We start from the raw sequence: 17,566 nt of genomic DNA, 5'->3' as shown, positions 1-17,566 counted from the left end.
TTAGTTCAGTTGTTCGCGAATACGGTATAATTCTTCCAGCGCGGCGAGAGGAGTCATTTCATCGACTTTTAAGTCTCTGATTTCATCCAGAACGGGATGCGTTGTATTTCCGAACAGTGAGAGTTGCTGATGTGATGATTTCTTGTCGATGCGGGGCGGTATCGTCGTTTGCCCACTTTCGTCAATGTGATCTTTTTCCAGCGTAGACAGGATCTGATTGGCGCGTTGAATCACCTGATCAGGAACTCCTGCTAACCGGGCTACATGAATTCCATAACTTTTATTTGCAGACCCCTCGACGATTTTGTGCAGAAACACAATTTCCCCATCCTGCTCGTGGACGGCAACATTCCAGTTGCTGGTCTGTTTGAGTGTCTGGGTTAATTCGGTCAGTTCGTGATAATGTGTCGCGAACAGTGTACGCGATTTAATCTGGTCGTGCAGAAATTCTGTCATGGACCATGCCAGAGAGATACCATCATAGGTGCTCGTGCCACGCCCGATCTCGTCCAGGATGACCAGACTCCGTTCCGAGGCGGAATTCAAAATACGGGCGGCTTCGGTCATTTCGACCATAAACGTACTCTGGCCTTTGCTCAGTTCATCACTGGCACCCACACGTGCAAAGATACGATCGGCGATGCCTATCCGCGCTTCACTGGCAGGAATGAAGGAGCCGATCTGCGCCATCAGGGTCAGAAGTGCGGCCTGGCGGATGTAAGTACTCTTTCCAGCCATGTTGGGGCCGGTAATAATCTGCACGCGACCATAGGGTTCACCCAGCAGCACATCGTTGGGAACAAATTCCCCGGAGGGTTGCAGACGATCCAGCACGGGATGCCGGCTCTCCCTGATATCGAGAACCGGTTCTTCCGTCATTTCGGGTCGCGTGTATCCGGCGTGCGTCGCCAGATGCGCCAGGCCAAACAGGACGTCAATCTGAGCCAGGATTTCTGCTGTCTTTTGTGTGCGTGGCGCTTCTTTAGCGACTCGTTCCCGCAATTCGTCGAACATCGACTGTTCGAGTTCGACTGCCCGATCTTCTGCTTTGAGTACTTTTTCTTCGTACTCTTTCAGTTCGGGTGTAATATAGCGTTCCTGGTTTTTCAGGGTCTGCTTGCGAATATAGTGTTCGGGAACCTTCGCTGCATGCGCGGCAGAGACTTCCAGGTAATAGCCGAAAACTTTGTTGTAGCCGACCTTGAGGTTAGGGATCCCAATCCGTTCGGATTCTTCATTACGATAACCGGCGATCCATTCTTTACCCCCTTTGGAAAGTGAGCGGAGTTCGTCCAGTTCTTCGCTGAATCCCGGCCGAATGACGCCCCCTTCGTTTAACGTTAACGGAGGATCCTCGATGATCATCGTCTCAATATCAGAGCGAACTTCAGCACACAGATCGATGCCCGCTTCTAAATTCTGCAGCAGTTCTGTTTTGCGACCAGCCAGTTTTGCTTTCAGTTTGGGAAGTAATGCGAGTGTCTGCGCCAGAAAACTCAGGTCCCGGGCGTTGGCGCGACCGGTTGCGATGCGTGCGGTGAGTCGCTGCAGGTCGTAGGTTTTGGCCAGTTGCTCCCGTACTTCAGTGCAGAGTACCGGGTTCTGTGAGAGCTCTTCTACCGCGTCGAGACGGCGTTCAATTTGCGAAAGGCTGGTTAAAGGATTCGCGATCCAGTCGGTCAGCAGGCGCGCTCCCATGGATGTGACGGTTTCGTCCAGGACCGAGATCAGGCTGCCTTCCCGTTTGCCTTCCCGAATGGTGCGGGTCAATTCCAGGCTGCGGCGGGTCGCTTCATCGATCAGCAGACGATCGCCGCGTTCATAGGGTTCGATCTGATTGATATGGGGGATGGAACTTTTCTGGGTTTCCTGTATATATTCGAGTAGCGCGCCGGCGGCTGTGATGGAAGCGGTGCCTGCTTCCAGGTTGAAGCCTTCCAGCGTTTTCGTGCCAAAGTGATCCAGCAGCCGTTTTTCTGATTCCCCTTCGGCAAACGACCAGGGAGGCCGCTCAGTCAGCATCGTATCCAGATGGCCTACCGCATTCTGCAATGCTGTATTTCCTTCAGCGAAAATACATTCTGCCGGATGAATGCGGGCCAGTTCGTCAACCAGATGCTCGGCTGTCGTGTTGGAGGTCAGAAAGCGACCGGTTGAGAGTTCCAGCCAGGCCAGTCCGATATTGGATTTGCCGAAATAGATACTCGCCAGGAAGTTGTTCTCATGCGGATCAAGCAGCGCATCGTCGGTCAGGGTTCCCGGAGTCACAACCCGCGTGACTTCCCGTTTGACCATGCCTTTGGCTTTTTTGGGATCTTCCACCTGGTCACAGATGGAAGCCCGGTAGCCGGCATGGATCAGTTTATACAGATAATTATCCAGAGAATGATGCGGGAACCCAGCCATGGGAATCGGGTTACTGGAAGTTTTATCACGACTGGTGAGTGTGATCCCCAGAATGCGCGCCGCGATCTCGGCGTCTTCATGAAAGAGTTCGTAGAAATCGCCCATACGAAACAACAGGAGAGTACCCGGATTCTGGCGTTTGACTTCCAGATACCGCTCCATCATCGGGGTCAGCTTCTTGCCTGTTTTCGTCATGCGTCCTGATCTTCTCTGACTTTAAGCTTTTAAATACGTGATTATTTCTTCGATCGTTTTTCCGGAAACAGCGTACTGACACTGGTCCGGTCGTGAATCGATCGGATGGCCGCGGCGAAGGAATGCGCGACTGACAGTACCTCAATGTTGTCCGGCAGCGGGTCGACCTGGGTTTCCAGAGTATTGGTCATAAACATCTTTTTCAAAGGACTTTTCCCGATCCGCTCGGCTGCCCCCTTGGAAAGTACTCCGTGAGTCACAGCGGCATAAATGTCTTTGGCGCCTTTCTTCTTCAGGACTTCTGCCATACTGACCAGGGTGCGGCCTGTGATGGTGAAGTCATCTACCAGAATCACATTCTTGCCTTCCACTTCGCCAATGACTTCCAGGACTTCCACCGTTTCAGAGTGGTCTTTGCGAAGTTTGTTGCCGATGACGACTGGGGTACCCAGCAGCTTCGCAAAGTCTGAGGCTTCTTTGGCGAATCCGACATCCGGACTGCAGACAACCAGATCTTTGATATTCAACTTGCGAATATGGTCGCTGATCACGTGTCGTCCGTAGAGGTGATCCACGGGAACGCTGAAAAATCCCTGAATCTGCGGGCTGTGCAGATCCATGGTTAGTACGCGGTCAGCACCTGCGACTTCAATCGCGTCGGCACAGACGCGGGCCCGGATCGAAACCCGTGGCTCATCTTTTTTATCCCCCTTGGCATAGCTGAAAAAGGGGATGACAGCCGTGATCTGCTGCGCGCTGGCCCGTTTCAGGGCATCAATCCAGAACAGAAGTTCAACAAAGTTGTCGTTTACAGGATAGTGGACGCCCTGGATGATATAGACATCGCGTCCCCGTACATTTTCCAGAATACGGACAAAGATATTGCCTTCGCTGAACTGGTGCGCTTCACACGGTGTCAGACGAATGCCAAGTTCATCGGCTATGGCCTGTGCCAGTATGGGATTTCCCGAGCCGGCCATGATGGTCAGGTCGCCCTGAGGAGGTTGAAAGGACTGGACTCGGGGTCCTCTGGAGAGTGGATTGGGAGAGCTGGACATTAAATAACAGATCAATCAAACAGGGCTATGATTCGCCGGAAAACGTGACTATTCTTGGGAATTCTGGATAATTTGGCTCTACTCCATTTATGAAGAAAAGCAGACTCCATAATATCGATGCTGTATAGCAAAACAAGCGAACGCTTGCCAATATCCTCAAGGATGGTTCCAAGAGGTATGGTCTCGTCCGTAATATTGACACAAAACTGGTGACTCAGGACTGAACCCATCAATCAGTCCGCAACTGATGTTGAGATATTTAAAATGACAGAAAGAATTTATAACTTTTCTGCGGGTCCGGCGGCTCTTCCCTTGCCAGTACTGGAACAGGCTCAGCAGGATCTGATTTCCCTGGGCGATACCGGAATCGGGGTTCTGGAACACTCGCATCGAAGTAAAGCATTTCTCGCCGTTTACGAAGAAGCAGAAGCCCTGGTCCGGGAACTGGCTTCCATTCCCGAGAATTACAAGGTTCTGTTCCTGCAGGGCGGGGCATCGAGCCAGTTTTTCATGATTCCCATGAACCTGCTGAAGAAAGACCAGACGGCGGATTACCTGGTGACCGGTTCCTGGTCGAAAAAAGCAGTCAAAGAAGCCAAGAGCTTCGGGAATGTGAATGTCGCCTGCAGCAGCGAAGATAAGAACTTTTCTTACATTCCTGAAGAAGTCTCACTCAGCGAGAATCCTGCTTACGTGCATTTCACCTCTAATAATACGATTTATGGAACTGAGTTTGCGACTGAACCGACCGTGCCCGCAGGAGTTCCTTTGATCTGTGATGCGAGCAGCGACATTTTCTCGCGCCCCCTCGATATTTCCAAATACGGAATTGTATACGCGGGTGCCCAGAAAAATCTGGGACCCAGTGGCGTGACGCTGGTTATCATTCGCGATGATCTGATTGAACAGGGACCCACAGACATTCCGACGATGTTGCAGTACCGTACGCATTCCGAAGCAGGCTCGATGTACAATACGCCTCCCACCTTCGGGATTTATGTGTTGGGACAGGTTCTGAGATGGTTGAAAGAGCAGGGCGGGTTAGCTGCGATTCAGGAGAAAAATCAGTCCAAAGCTGGTAAGCTGTATGGTTACCTGGAGCAGAGCAAGCTGTTTAATGCGACCGCTGCGAAACAGGATCGTTCGCTGATGAATGTGACTTTCGTGACGGGCGATGCCGATCTGGATGCCCAATTCATCGCTAAAGCAACAGCAGCCGGGCTGGATGGTCTGAAAGGGCATCGGAGTGTTGGCGGGATGCGTGCCAGTATCTACAATGCATTTCCCGAAGCGGGTGTGGATAAGTTACTTGAAATGATGAATCAGTTCGAACAGGAACACGCCTCTTGAATGAACCCAAAGTCGATAAAGCGCATGCGGATATAGGGCTGGTTTGTGCTCTGCCGATGGAGATCCAGCCTTTTATGGATCGCTGTGAGCACGTCAAAAAATATACCGGCGGTTCGTATGTGTTTCGGGGTGGTTTTCTGGATCGCATCAAAGTCGCTGTGGTGCAGACGGGAGTGGGGTTTGCCCGCGCCCGTGCTGCGACCCAGGCGTTGATTGACGCGCATTCGCCCCCCTGGGTTTTATCAGTGGGATTTTCCGGTGCTTTGAAAGCCGAAATGAAGAATGGCGACATTGTGGTAGCGACTTCCGTGTGTGACCTGCACGGACAGGAACTGCAGAATGATGTCCACTTTCCGGAAGATCCGGAACACGGTTTGTATGTCGGACGGATTATCAATACAGATGAGATCGTGCGGACGGTCGACGAAAAACTGAAACTGGCAGAGCAGTATGACGCGCTGGCGGTCGACCTCGAGAGCCTGGCGGTGGCGCAGGTCTGTCAGGCAGCGCAGAAAGGCTTTATGGCGATCCGCGCGATCAGCGATGACTGTTCTGTCGACCTGCCTCCCGAAATTATTTCAATACTGGGGGAAACCGGGGCTGTCAGAGCGGGGGCCGCGCTGGGCGCTGTCTTCAAACGGCCGGAAAGCGTCAAGGAAATGTGGAAGATGCGCGGCGATGCTTCGCGGGCAGCAACACGTCTGGCCAGTTTTCTGGATGGTGTTGTGGTTCAACTTTATGAAGCCCGGCACTAGACTGTGTCCAATTTTACTGTAGCGCTTCCAAGGCCATTTGGATCAGGTATTGCAGTTTGGGAGACGCTACGGTTAAATGTGATTCGTTCTAAGGTGAGGTTTCATCTCTGCGAGATGAAGAACCGGGGCTAACGTCCTTCGGCTAATAGCGCATGTCTCGCGGTCATGAGCGTGGTGGAACTGTGAACGCCGACTGACAAAGTTCTGAAAACAAGATCAGCCGCACAGCGTTAGCCGCGGTTAGTACCAATTATGGTAAACGTCACTTTCCTGAGAATCACCATTAAATCGATTTAATAAACTCGCTCTAATACTCACCAATCTCTTCGCCGCCTGCGGGGGTACTGAGGGCTTTCAAAATTTCCGGATCAATGTCTTCCGGGATAAATCGTACTGCGCCATCTGCCAGCAGGACAATGGTCCCCCCGGTTGAGGGAGAATTTCTGTTGGGACCGATCACTTTTTCTGGTACGGTCAATGAAGTCGGGTCGCCCCAGGGTTTGAACTGTTCGCCGATTTCCACTGCCAGGATGGTATTAGACATCCCATCGCGAATCTCATTGAAGGGCATGCCGACATTTGGTTTCAGGACCAGTTCATTTCCTGCGTAATGCGAAAGGGCATAACCATCGGATGAGCGTCTGGCTTCGTTTTTCGGATTGAGATATACGGGGACTTCCTGCTGGAACGGCTTCTGGTTGTCGCGGGCATTCCAGGGCTTGCTTAAATCGATCTGATTGTAATAAAACTGCTGATCCAGATAGGGCAGTATCAATGCCTGCCAGCTATGCAGAGGCTTTTCTTGCGGATTGGTCATCGCACCTGGTGGGAATACCTGCAGAGTCATTGGTTCCTTTGAGTTGAAGCTATAGTTGTGTAGTGCCAGACCGATCTGTTTCATGTTGTTTATAGTGACAGAGCGTTGATAACTTCTTCCCTGCTGGAAGGCGGGCAACGAAAATCCAATTGCAAGAATGAGAAACAGTACGAGTAGCAGTGCCGGGACTCTGCTGCTGCGGACTTCAAACGCCGGTTTCGTGTCATCGATGTCAATAAACAGGCCGGGCAGCAGGGACGCGGGAAAGAATTCCTGGCTATCTTCCTGCCTGATCAGGTCTGATTCGATAACTTCGCCCGCTGCCACAAAGTCTTCAAGCTGCTGCCTGGTCAAGGGACCCGTGATTTGGTTATCTCTTTTGATATACCAGAGTGACATGAATTTTCCTCCCGACTTTAGTTTTCACATGAGGAATCTGGGCCTGACATCATTGTATCTGCCTGGTAATTAAAAATCGCCCACTTATTTGCCGCCAGCAGGTGTACTCAAAGCTTTCAGGACAGCGGGATCTGTGAGTTCTGAAAGAAATTGCACTCGGCCATCTCGGAACAGGAAGTGTTTACCTCCCACATAGGGGTTCTTTTTTTCGGTCGCAAACATCTGGGAAGGATCGGTCAGATTCGCAGGATCGCCCCAGGCTTTGAAGTTTTCTCCCGCTTCGACTGCAAAAATAGTGTTCGACTCACCATCCCGGATTTCACTGATGCGTATTCCCTGGTTCGGTTGAAAAACCAGTTCGTTTCCCTGGTAGTGGCTCAAAGCATAGCCATCGGGGGAGACCTTTTCCTGAATATTCGGGTTAAGATACGCAGAAACCAACTGCTGAAACGGATGCTGATTGGCGGGGTCATTCCAGGCTTTGTCAAAATCAATTTGTTGATGCAGATTCCTTTGATCGAGATACGGCAGCAATGCAGTCAGCCAGCTGTGGCCGGGTTTTCCTTCCGCTGTTTCAATGGAACCGGCGGGAAGCATCTCATGACTGTCATGGTATTGGTGGAATGCCAGCCCCATCTGTTTCAGAGCATATTTTGTCTGACTCCGCCGGGCAGCATCTCTTGACTGCTCAACGGGACGGAGTAAAGCGGGCAAAATGATGAGCCCCAAAACAAGAATTCCTCCTGTCATTGCCGTGTAATACAGGAACGAACTCTGTTCGCCAGAGGGGGGGGCCTGGTTGACGTCTTTGTCGTCCATGTTGTATCCCTGTCAAAATGCGATTTAGAATTCGCATTTGGCTTCTCCCCCATCAGGGGTGCTGAGGTCTTTGATAATTTGCGGGTTGATTTTATTTGATACGAAGCGCACTGAACCATCACTGAAAAGAACGAGACTGCCTCCAGGTAATAGTGTTTTCTTATCGGGGCCAATGATATCAGCGGGCCTGGCAAGATTGGCAGGATCTCCCCAGGCTTTGAAGTGATCGGCTCGATCGACCGCCATAATCGTGTTTGACGCGCCATCGGTGATCTGACTGAGCGGCATCCCCTGATTCTGTTTGAGCAGAAGTTCGTTCCCCACATAATGCGACAGGGCATATCCTTCTGCCGAGTATTTTTCTTCAACCCACGGGGCAAGATAAGTTGAGACCTGCTGTTGAAAGCTCTCTTGATTTTCTGGATCGTTCCAGGGTTTCTCAAAATTGATTTGCTCAAACAGCCCAGACTGATCCATGAAGGGGAGAAGGGAGGTCTGCCAACTGTGCTGTGGAGTTCCATTGGGGGCTACTGTTGCCCCCGGTGGGAACGTCTGGTTCTCTTCATGATAGAAGGCCAGGGCTAAGCCAATTTGTTTCAAATTGCTTTTCGAAACAGCACGATGCGCTAGATTGCGTTTATGAATTTTGATTTTTTCGGCAAGGGGAGTGAATAAATAAGACATGAATACGATTGCGAACAGACAGCCAGCCAGGATGAAGAAAAACGTGCTGGCAGAAGGTTCGAAGTTGTCAGGTTCTGATGGTTGGATCAGGGTCTGTTCAGAATTAGAATTCATCGATTCGTTCGCCTCCATCAGGTGTGCTCAATGCTTTTAATACGGCAGGATCAATATTCTCTGACACAAAACGGACACGCCCATCTCCCATCAGTACCTGGTTTCCGCCTGTAGTGGAAGACCGGTTGGGGGGACCGATGCGATCCGCCGGGACAGCGAAATTCGTGGGATCTCCCCAGGGTTTGAAGTTTTCTCCCACTTCAAAGGCCATGATCGTATTGGCCAGACCATCGTTGACCTCGCGAAATCTGGCGCCTCGATTGGGGCCCATCAACAACTCATTTCCCATATAATGGGAGAGCGGCAATCCTTCCGGGGAGACCTTTTCCTCAATATTCGGATTCAGGTAGAAAGGCATCTCCTTTGTGAAAATGTCCTGGTTAGTATGATGGTTCCAGGCGTAGTGGAAGTTAATCTGATTGTAGAGAGGAGCCTCATCGATGAAAGGGAGAATAAACGTTTCCCAGCTTTGCGATGGTGCGCCGTCAATCGTTAAGGTTCCACCCGGCGGTAAAACTCTATGGGTTTCATGATAGTTATGCATCGCCAGGCCAATTTGCTTCAGATTGTTTTTTGATTGTGATCGCCGTGCCGCTTCACGTGCCTGCTGCACTGCCGGCAGGAGTAAAGCAAGCAGTATTCCCACGACAAAAAGTCCCCCCACGCCGACCACTGCCAGGATGATTATCAGTGACATCTTGCTGCTTTTGGGAGCGGGTTGTCGGGAGAGAGATTCTGTTTCCGGGCCGGACTCGAATTCATCCCAGGCAGAGGTTTCGGAACTGGTGAAGAGATCACTCACTTCCGCAGCGGCGTGAAACTCTCCCTCTTCACCCTCTCTGACGAGGTCTGTTTTTTGAACTTTTCCTTCCGCAGCCAGTTGATTCAGTCTTTCCCGAGTGAGGGGGCCTGCGACCTGACTTCCACGTTTTACATACCAGTTAGCCATGATTGTGTCCTTCATCAGTTCCTGCCAGATTATCACTCATTCAGCATACCGGTTCTGTTCATTAGAATACAGGGAAACATAAGGTGAGAATGTATATATTTATTTTTGAGCAGGTGCGAGAACATGAGGTTTTGCCTGGATTCTGGTAGTATGATTGTGCTCTGAAAATAATCGATTTAAAACGAAGCATGTGAGGAGAAAACCGCGTGTCTGCTGAATCTGCAATCCGTCCCTGGATTCTGTCCGAGATCAATTATGCTTATGTGAAAGAGAATCCTTACCAGGTCGCCGTATTACCGATGGGGGCGACCGAGCCCCATAACCTGCATCTGCCTTACGGGACCGATACCTACGAAGCAGACGCCATCAGTTCGCGGGTCTGTGAAGCGGCACATCAACGGGGGGCGAAAGTGGTGATGCTGCCACCCATACCCTATGGCACGGAAACTAATCAGGCTGCTTTTCCGCTGTCGATGAATGTGAATCCCTCGACTTTGGGGCAGATGATAATGGATCTGGTTGATTCTCTCGCGAATCATGGAGTCAATAAACTGCTGATTCTCAATAGTCATGGCGGGAATGACTTTAAACCGCTCCTGCGTGAACTGCATGGATCTACGACGGTACAGATTTTCCTGGCAGACTGGTTTCGAGGCACGTCTGCAGATGTGAAAGCGGAGATATTTGAAAATCCGGATGATCATGCAGGGGAAATGGAAACATCTCTGGCGCTGGCTTACTTTCCCCATCTGGTGAATCGCGATGCAGAAACGGGCGCGTTACATGCAGACGACGGTGCAACGAATGCGACTCGCTTTTCTGCGGTCAACGAAGGATGGGTCAGTATTACCCGTCCGTGGCATTTACTCACTACCAATTCGGGTTCCGGAAATCCACACCAGGCGACTGCAGAGAAAGGGGAGCGGCTGATGCAGATTTTAGTCGACCGTTTATCACAATTTGTCGTTGAACTCTCTGAGGCAAAGCTGGATGACCAGTTTCCTTTCTAGAAGAAATTCACGATCAGTCTGCCTGGCTGTTATTTTCAGCCTGTGCGGCCCTCTGCTTTGCTCGCTGACATTTTCTCTCTTTGCAGAAGAAAAACCGCCCGCGATTTCCTTTCAGGATGTGACCGATGCTGCACAAATTGCCTTTCAGCATCGTTCTCCAGTGACGGTCAAACGACATCTGCATCTGATGATGGGCTCTGGGGTAGGCTGGATTGATTATGATCGTGATGGATTCCCTGATCTGTACGGCGCACAGGGAGAAGAGTGGAGTAACGTTGAACGTAAACAAATTCAGCCTGTAGACATCGCACGTTCAAATCGACTTTACTGGAACCGCAGGAACAGTCAGTTTCAGGATGTGACCGCCGTCTCCGGATTAACGGTTTTGAACTACTCGATGGGAATTGCTGTCGGCGATTATAATCACGATGGTTTTGATGATTTGTATGTGAGTGCCTTTGGACGGAACCTGTTGTACTGCAATCAGGGGGATGGAACTTTTTCAGATGTTTCTGCGACTGCTCATGTCGATGATCCGGGGTACGGGGCCAGTTGTACCTGGGCCGACCTGAATGGAGATGGACTGCTGGATCTGTACGTTGCGAATTATCTGGAGATTGATCGGGACCACTATCCGATCTGCAGTCGCCGGGTTGATGGGGCACGCGTCTATTTTATCTGTCACCCGCGCTATGTTCCGGGGCAGTATGATGTGCTCTATCTCAATCTGGGGAATGGCTCGTTTCTGGATGTTTCTCAAAAAGCAGGCCTGCATCGCGAACCGGCGCGCCAGGGGCTGGGAGTCTTCGCTGCTGATTACGATCAGGATGGAGACATCGATCTGTATGTCGCCAACGATTCGGTCGCGAACCAGCTCTGGATCAATAACGGTCAGGGAATATTTACGGATCAGGCACTGGTCGCCGGGCTGGCATTTAACAGGACCGGAGACCGGGAAGCGGGAATGGGACTGGCAGCCGCCGACTATAATGGTGATGGTGAACTGGATCTGTTTGTGACAAATTATTTTGGCGAAACCAATACGCTTTATCGCAATGAAGGGGCGTTGTTTTTTCTGGATGTCACAGATGAGATAGGTCTGGCCGCTCCCAGTCGCGCGCGACTGGGATTTGGGACTTCGTTTCTGGATGTGAATAATGATGGCTGGGAAGATCTGTTTGTCACGAACGGCCATGTGCACGATCGCTTATCTCAACTGGGGAAAAGTGAGCCCTACGAACAGGAACCGCAATTGTTTCTCAATCTGGCAGGTTCGCGGTTCAATGATGTTTCCGCACAGTCTGGAGAATTCTTTCGTAAGAAACAGGTGGGCAGAGGCTGTGCTGTGGCTGATTTTAATCAGGATGGACTGGTCGATCTTGCCATTTCGCATCTGAATGAACGACTGGTCCTGCTGGAAAACCGCTCGGAACAAATTCACCAAAGCATCGCACTGCAGTTAGTGGGAACCACTTCCAATCGCAGTGCCATCGGGGCAGTACTGGAAGTGACTTGTGACGCTCGAAAAATGACCCGATTGAGAAAGGGGAGTAGCAGTTATCTCTCGGCCGATGAAGCGTGGATTACTTGTGGATTGGGAGACTGCAACTCACCTGTGACAGTCAAAGTCAGGTGGCCGGGCGGGAAAACAGAAAACTGGACTGGATTACAGCCAGGGGGACGCTATACATTGATAGAGGGAACCAGCGTTTTACCAGACCAGTCTCAAACCCAGCCCTGATTATGAATCGCCTGACAGAACCTGAAAAACTGACGAATGCGTCTGCTCAGCAGAAAAGAACCCCCTTATTCTCAAGCGGTTTCCTGATTCTGGCAGGTGGTTGTATTGTGCTAATCATCTCTCTTCTGATTCAGGGCGAATCAGGAAACTCTCAGCCCAGCCAGCCTGCAGCTTCAGAAGCGGTTACTCAGAATTCAGAAAAGGTAAAGCGTAAAGAACTGATCGCGTACCTGCAGCAGCATCCCGACGATGAATTTGCTCATTTCCAGCTGGGAGAACTGATTCAGGACCGTGCTCCCTACCAGGCTCTGGAAAACTTTTCGCATGTGACGTCACAGCATCCTCGCTATTACGAGGCAGTCGAAGCAATTGCAGAGATCGCATTGGAGCAGGGGCTCAATGATCGGGCAATATCGGCGTTAATGATTCTGGTGCGTCAGTTTCCGGAAGAACGTCGCTTTCAGAAAAGTCTGGCGCAATTACTTTTCGCACAGGGAAAGTCCAACTGGGCACTCAGATATGCCAGACGGAATATCGAACTGGGGGGGGAGCAGGCAGCGGATTATCTGCTGGTTGCTGAGATATTACGTCAGGCGGGACGCACGATTGAAATGACAGGACCTCTGAAACAGGCCCTCTATCTGGAACCGGATTTATATGAAGCCCATTTTAACCTGGCATACGCGGCATTGTATTCTGGTGATCTGGAAACGGCGACGCGGGAAGCGAAATGGTGTCTTGCGGAAAGGCCCGATTCAACAGCTGCGCTACGATATCTGGCTTTGATCAAGCGAAATCAGGGAAACATCGAGCAGTCGATTTCGTACATAGATCAGGCATTGAGTGTCGACCCCAAGGATCTTGAATGTCTTCTGCTGAAAGCCGACCTCCTGATTTATCAGAGAAAAGGTGAGCAGGCTTACGCGCTTTTAAAACCTCTGTATCCGACTCAGCAAACTGACAGACGTTATGTTTCGGCATTGGCGCGTGCGGCTGGTTTAGCAGGGAAACGCGAGGAAGCGTTCGAACTGCAACAGCTCAATCAGAGGCTGATCAAGGAAGAGGATTTACGTCCCTCATCGCTGCAGAGTGAGAGTGTGCAGAAAACGCAGGCGGGCCGAAAATGACGTATGCAAACTGTAGTGAGATGTGTCTCAGCCGGTATTCACCTGGATGCGGCGTGGCTCTGCTTTGGGGGCTTTAGGAAGAAAAATCCGCAGGACGCCATTCGCCAGCTTGGCTTCGATTTCACTGTGAACAATTTCCCCACTCAAGATAAAAGACCGCAGGTAATTGCCGACTTCATATTCTTTATGTAAGGGACGTGCTCCCTCGGGAATCTGTGGTTCCACCTTTCCCAGCAGAGTCAGCTTATTATCCTGAACCTGCAGTTCCAGCGAACCGACTGAAACGCCGGGAAGGTCAGCGTAGAGCACAAGGCCTTCGTCGGTTTCATAGATATCAATGGGAGGAGTGAAAACAAACTGCTCCGGAGAGGAGAGTTCCCTTGGCTCATCATCACTGTGTTGTCGGCTCATTGCTTAGTCCTATTCTCCTGAACTCACAGGAATCTGACGGGGAAGTTCCTCTTCCAGTTTGGGAAGATGAATTTTCAGCACACCATCATTGAACTCTGCGGAGAGATGCTCGTCAGAGATTCGATCCGGGATACTGATTGACCTCTGCCATTCACCAAAGGTACGCTCCCTGCGTCGAAATCGCTCCTCGGGGATATCTCGATTATCTACAACCGGGGAATCCCGATGTCCTTTCAAGGTCAAAAGGCCGTTGGCGATCGTCAGTTCCAGGTCTTGAACCTGCATGCCCGGTAGTTCTGCTGTGATCAGGAACTCATGCTCCAACTCAAAGATATTGACCGCAGGGTATTGGCGAGGCATACGAATCCCCTGAACGGTGAACTCAACTCCCTGAATCAGGCGGTCAACTTCACGCTCCAGATCTCGTAATGGATTCCACGACTGGTCCCAGCGAAATATCGGCATATTCCCAAGTCCTTATGCATCAGTAAAATATAGCTGACTGGATAATAAGCAAAGGGCATACCATTTTATGAGAGATAGTGTTTTTAGGCTGTGTGTTTTGTAAGTGTCTATCTTGTAAGGGATTAGTTGAGTATGACCTGTTGGTGAGTCAGGAGGGAAGTGGTGTGGAATGTCAATCTGGCATGTGGTTAACGTCACAATTACAGCCAGGGAGTGTGCCAATCTGGCAGGCGAAATCTGTGTGCGCAAAGGATTTACTTACTTCAATCCCATTGAACGGGTTGGATCCATCCAGCCGCCAGCGCTCCCCCAAACAGTACGCCTGTAATGAAAATCAGCCGCAATACCCAGAGGGCGCGCGTCGCTCCCAAGGAACGTGTGAGTCTTTGACCTTTGCGGGTATTGGCCAGAAACCACTGGTCTTTGATCAATCCTATCAGCGACAGAATTAGAACGACGCTACCAATCAATTGATGTTCTGCAATATGAAAAGGCATTCAGCCTGTGTCCAGTTTTACTGTCATGGTTTCTGCGGCATTTGAGCCCGGAAACAATTGAATCAGGGTCGCACCGTGAAGTTGGAGTAAGTTTCAGCTCATTTCTTCTGTATGTGCCATCCGTTGTGATGTATCGGTTTTGGGAAACAGCATCCAGAACATCAGCGTGGCAAATAAGGCGATCGCCGCACTGCTGAGCCAGATGCCCGGCCAGTCCCGGAGCATCTGCGACGTTTCCCCAACCAGGTTTTTCTGGGTAAATTCAATGATGCCCGACTGAGAGGGAATATTCCACTTTGTACGCAGTAGTGTTTCTTTTCCAGTCGAGGTAAAGAAATCGCCGATTGTTCCACTGATAAAGCCGCCGGCGAACATTCCCAGGCCAAATACAAACGTTCCAAAAAACGTCTGCATGGAACCACGTACATCGAGGGGCGCGACTTTGTCGACATAAATATACGCGGCGGCCAGAAAGCAGCCGAAGCAGAGTCCATGCATGGCCTGTCCCAGGCAGGTGAGTGCGATGGCGACAGTGAATCCTTTCACGATGACGACTGATCCAATTGTGGAGGCATAGGCAAAGATAAGACTGCGTACCAGGTAGGAGAGCAGGCCAACCAGCATCACCGTTTTGAAGCCGTATTTTTTGATACCGAATCCGAGGACAGCCATCACCAGCACTTCAAATACCTGTCCGATGGAACTGATACGTTGTTCCCAGGCACCGGTGACATCTGCCTGCTTCAGGACTGCACTCAGGAACGGACTGTTCCATTGAAAGTAGAATTTATGAACAATTGAAATAATAAAGGCAACGGTCACCAGCACCAGAAAATGCCGATACCGGAGCATTTTGAGCACTTTCCCCGGCGCCAGGTCTTTTTTATCACTCTTCACAGGGGGGGTATGAGGCAGGGTTAAACAGTAGGCAGCCATAAACAGCCCCACAACTCCTGCCATTGCCAGCACGACACCTCGTCCTGTATTCAACGCCTCACCTTGAAGGTTTGCCAGAAAGACGCCTTCGGCAATCCAGGCAGGCACGACAAAACCGATCGTGCCCCATAAGCGGATCAGTGGAAATTCCTTATCGCTGTCTTTCAGATGTTGGAACGATAATGAATTCGTTAACATCATTGTGGGAACATACAGAATGGAATACAGCACCCCCAGAATGACGACTGGCCAAAATCTCTGTTGTACGAAGAGGGCCAGCATAATCACGCCACCCGATAAGTGACAAAATGCGAGCACGCGTTCTGTCGCATAATGACGATCGACGATCTGACCAAACAGGAAAGGCGCTAATAAAGGCCCTACAGCCAGAGCTGCGCCGAAGACACCAATCTGCCAGGCAGAGAATCCCAGAGCCTGAATCAGATAGAGAGTAATGATCGGCAGGTAACATCCCTGCACAAAGTACTGCAGAAACATCATCAGGCAGAGTCTGGTCTTAATCGTAGTTTCTGTTCTTTCTGCAGGTAGATTGTCCGTGTCTGTCATCTGGTTATGGCCTTCGGTCAGGAAAGATCAGGATGTGAATACGGCAAGAGGATGTGTGCTTATTTTTCCATCACCCAGATATTTCGGAAACGGACCGGATTGGAATGGTTCTGCAGAAACAGGGGGCCCGCTACGGATTCATCCTTGTTGGTGCCGCCTGGAGTGGGTTCATTAATTTCCTGATCGTCCTGCACGGTCACCCCATTGTGCTTGACAGTAATCCGTGCTTTGGCTGTCTTATTGCCTGCTTTGTCATATCTGGCAGACTGGAAATCGATGTCATAAGTCTGCCAGGCCAGGGGGGGAAAGCACATGTTGACACTCGGAGCTCCCAGTTTGTAGATGCCGCCGCATTCGTTATCTTTGCCTTCCAGGCCAAAGGAGTCCAGGATCTGAACCTCATAGCGTCCCAACACATAACAGCCACTGTTGCTTCTGCCCTGCCCCCGGGCCTGAGGCATGAAGGGGAGTTGGAATTCCAGGTGCAGGTGGCCATCTTTAAATGTTTTTTTGCTGGTAACTCCTTCTTTCAGCAGACCCTCTTTGGTGATCTGGCCGTTTTCAAAATTCTTGACCGTTTGCTCTGCCTTGTCTGAGTCAAACAAGACAGTGGCTCCTTTCGGCGCTTTTTTCCCGAGTGTGGGGCTTTTTCGAGATACTTTATCAAGAACGCCGACCTCATTACCTTCAGAGTCGAACAGCGTCATTTCTTCATCACCCAGTTCACCTCGTCCGTGTTCAGAGACGAAGTTGATGACACCACCCCTGGATTCCCCTTTGACTGACACTTTCTCATCCTGCTTCCAGCCATCACCGGGCAGACCACCGGGATAGCCGACGGCCTGGAATTCACCGTCTCCCAGAGCGATGACCTGAACCCCGTATTTCAGGGCGTCGTCACCTTCACCGATTGTTCCCGTGTATTCTCCCTGTTTCTGGAAATCGGGGCCCGCTTGTTCTACGCTGGTGGCGGCCCATTTGGGAGATTTGGAGTCTGCCAGGCAGAGCTGAGTGAAAAATAATAGAGCACAGCAGCCTGAAAGTGCGCAAATCGAAAACTGCTTCATGGTATTCTCCAATAGGCTTTGTTTGACTCGGATGATTAATCGATATCAGAATAGAGTTCGGAGCCAGGCAGACTCGCGATTTGAAATCTATTGTGGGATTCAGGGATCAGAGTTGCAAGCACTGTAGCAGAGGTTTCTGGTGTGAACGGTACGAGTGTGTATTAAAATTAAGTAAAACTTGTGATGGCAAGGTGTTAAA

General features: G+C 50.7%; 16 protein-coding genes. 5 read left to right on the top strand and 11 right to left on the bottom strand.

Features of this window, described 5'->3' with window-relative positions; genetic code table 11:
- On the bottom strand, window positions 1-2,601 hold the full coding sequence (mutS, locus tag Pan161_RS17505; RefSeq protein ID WP_145229245.1) for a DNA mismatch repair protein MutS: 2,601 nt from the start codon (window positions 2,599-2,601) through the stop codon (window positions 1-3).
- A 41-nt stretch (window positions 2,602-2,642) separates the two neighbouring features.
- Window positions 2,643-3,659 carry a ribose-phosphate diphosphokinase gene (locus Pan161_RS17500; RefSeq protein ID WP_197994103.1) on the bottom strand — a complete coding sequence of 339 codons (1,017 nt, stop codon included), beginning with the start codon at window positions 3,657-3,659 and terminating at the stop codon, window positions 2,643-2,645.
- A 264-nt stretch (window positions 3,660-3,923) separates the two neighbouring features.
- Here Pan161_RS17500 and serC point away from each other — a divergent pair, with 264 nt between their 5' ends.
- Both serC and Pan161_RS17490 read left to right on the top strand, forming a co-directional pair.
- Window positions 3,924-5,009 (top strand): 3-phosphoserine/phosphohydroxythreonine transaminase, encoded by a 1,086-nt coding sequence (gene serC / locus Pan161_RS17495; RefSeq protein WP_145229243.1) that lies wholly within the window; start codon window positions 3,924-3,926, stop codon window positions 5,007-5,009.
- Entirely contained in the window at window positions 5,006-5,764 is a 759-nt protein-coding gene (locus Pan161_RS17490) for a phosphorylase family protein (protein WP_145229241.1), read from the top strand. Before serC ends, Pan161_RS17490 begins: the two co-directional genes overlap by 4 nt.
- A 307-nt stretch (window positions 5,765-6,071) precedes the next feature.
- On the opposite strand, the gene Pan161_RS17485 is transcribed toward Pan161_RS17490, so the two are convergent.
- The 4 genes from Pan161_RS17485 to Pan161_RS17470 form a co-directional block, all read right to left on the bottom strand.
- Window positions 6,072-6,980, bottom strand: coding sequence for a DUF1559 family PulG-like putative transporter (locus Pan161_RS17485; protein ID WP_145229239.1), 909 nt, complete (start codon window positions 6,978-6,980; stop codon window positions 6,072-6,074).
- A gap of 84 nt (window positions 6,981-7,064) precedes the next feature.
- Window positions 7,065-7,799, bottom strand: coding sequence for a DUF1559 family PulG-like putative transporter (locus Pan161_RS17480; protein WP_145229236.1), 735 nt, complete (start codon window positions 7,797-7,799; stop codon window positions 7,065-7,067).
- A gap of 24 nt (window positions 7,800-7,823) precedes the next feature.
- Complete coding sequence (locus Pan161_RS17475) at window positions 7,824-8,597, bottom strand: DUF1559 family PulG-like putative transporter (protein WP_197995379.1); 774 nt, start codon at window positions 8,595-8,597, stop codon at window positions 7,824-7,826.
- Window positions 8,587-9,546 (bottom strand): DUF1559 family PulG-like putative transporter, encoded by a 960-nt coding sequence (locus tag Pan161_RS17470; protein WP_145229232.1) that lies wholly within the window; start codon window positions 9,544-9,546, stop codon window positions 8,587-8,589. Before Pan161_RS17470 ends, Pan161_RS17475 begins: the two co-directional genes overlap by 11 nt.
- A gap of 206 nt (window positions 9,547-9,752) precedes the next feature.
- Here Pan161_RS17470 and Pan161_RS17465 point away from each other — a divergent pair, with 206 nt between their 5' ends.
- Genes Pan161_RS17465 through Pan161_RS17455 form a run of 3 tightly spaced genes read left to right on the top strand, consistent with a single transcriptional unit; the run spans window position 9,753 to window position 13,424 of the window.
- Window positions 9,753-10,556, top strand: coding sequence for a creatininase family protein (locus tag Pan161_RS17465; RefSeq protein ID WP_145229230.1), 804 nt, complete (start codon window positions 9,753-9,755; stop codon window positions 10,554-10,556).
- Window positions 10,537-12,297 (top strand): CRTAC1 family protein, encoded by a 1,761-nt coding sequence (locus Pan161_RS17460; protein ID WP_145229228.1) that lies wholly within the window; start codon window positions 10,537-10,539, stop codon window positions 12,295-12,297. Before Pan161_RS17465 ends, Pan161_RS17460 begins: the two co-directional genes overlap by 20 nt.
- A gap of 2 nt (window positions 12,298-12,299) precedes the next feature.
- Window positions 12,300-13,424 carry a tetratricopeptide repeat protein gene (locus Pan161_RS17455; RefSeq protein ID WP_145229226.1) on the top strand — a complete coding sequence of 375 codons (1,125 nt, stop codon included), beginning with the start codon at window positions 12,300-12,302 and terminating at the stop codon, window positions 13,422-13,424.
- A gap of 27 nt (window positions 13,425-13,451) precedes the next feature.
- On the opposite strand, the gene Pan161_RS17450 is transcribed toward Pan161_RS17455, so the two are convergent.
- From Pan161_RS17450 to Pan161_RS17430, 5 genes are all read right to left on the bottom strand, one after another.
- Window positions 13,452-13,835, bottom strand: a complete 384-nt coding sequence (locus Pan161_RS17450; RefSeq protein WP_145229223.1) for an Hsp20/alpha crystallin family protein — start codon at window positions 13,833-13,835, stop codon at window positions 13,452-13,454.
- 9 nt (window positions 13,836-13,844) lie between these two features.
- Window positions 13,845-14,300: an Hsp20/alpha crystallin family protein gene (locus tag Pan161_RS17445; protein WP_145229221.1), complete on the bottom strand. Its 456-nt coding sequence runs from the start codon at window positions 14,298-14,300 to the stop codon at window positions 13,845-13,847.
- 263 nt (window positions 14,301-14,563) lie between these two features.
- Window positions 14,564-14,797 carry a hypothetical protein gene (locus Pan161_RS17440; protein ID WP_145229219.1) on the bottom strand — a complete coding sequence of 78 codons (234 nt, stop codon included), beginning with the start codon at window positions 14,795-14,797 and terminating at the stop codon, window positions 14,564-14,566.
- A 93-nt stretch (window positions 14,798-14,890) separates the two neighbouring features.
- Window positions 14,891-16,300 (bottom strand): MFS transporter, encoded by a 1,410-nt coding sequence (locus Pan161_RS17435; RefSeq protein ID WP_145229217.1) that lies wholly within the window; start codon window positions 16,298-16,300, stop codon window positions 14,891-14,893.
- Between the two features lie 59 nt (window positions 16,301-16,359).
- Window positions 16,360-17,367: a 3-keto-disaccharide hydrolase gene (locus Pan161_RS17430; RefSeq protein WP_145229215.1), complete on the bottom strand. Its 1,008-nt coding sequence runs from the start codon at window positions 17,365-17,367 to the stop codon at window positions 16,360-16,362.
- Between the last annotated feature and the right edge of the window lie 199 nt (window positions 17,368-17,566).

The sequence above is a fragment of the Gimesia algae genome (assembly GCF_007746795.1).
Lineage (GTDB): Bacteria > Planctomycetota > Planctomycetia > Planctomycetales > Planctomycetaceae > Gimesia > Gimesia algae.
The sequence above is the reverse complement of the archived record's forward strand: the minus strand, read 5'-3'. Positions and strand labels throughout refer to the sequence as shown.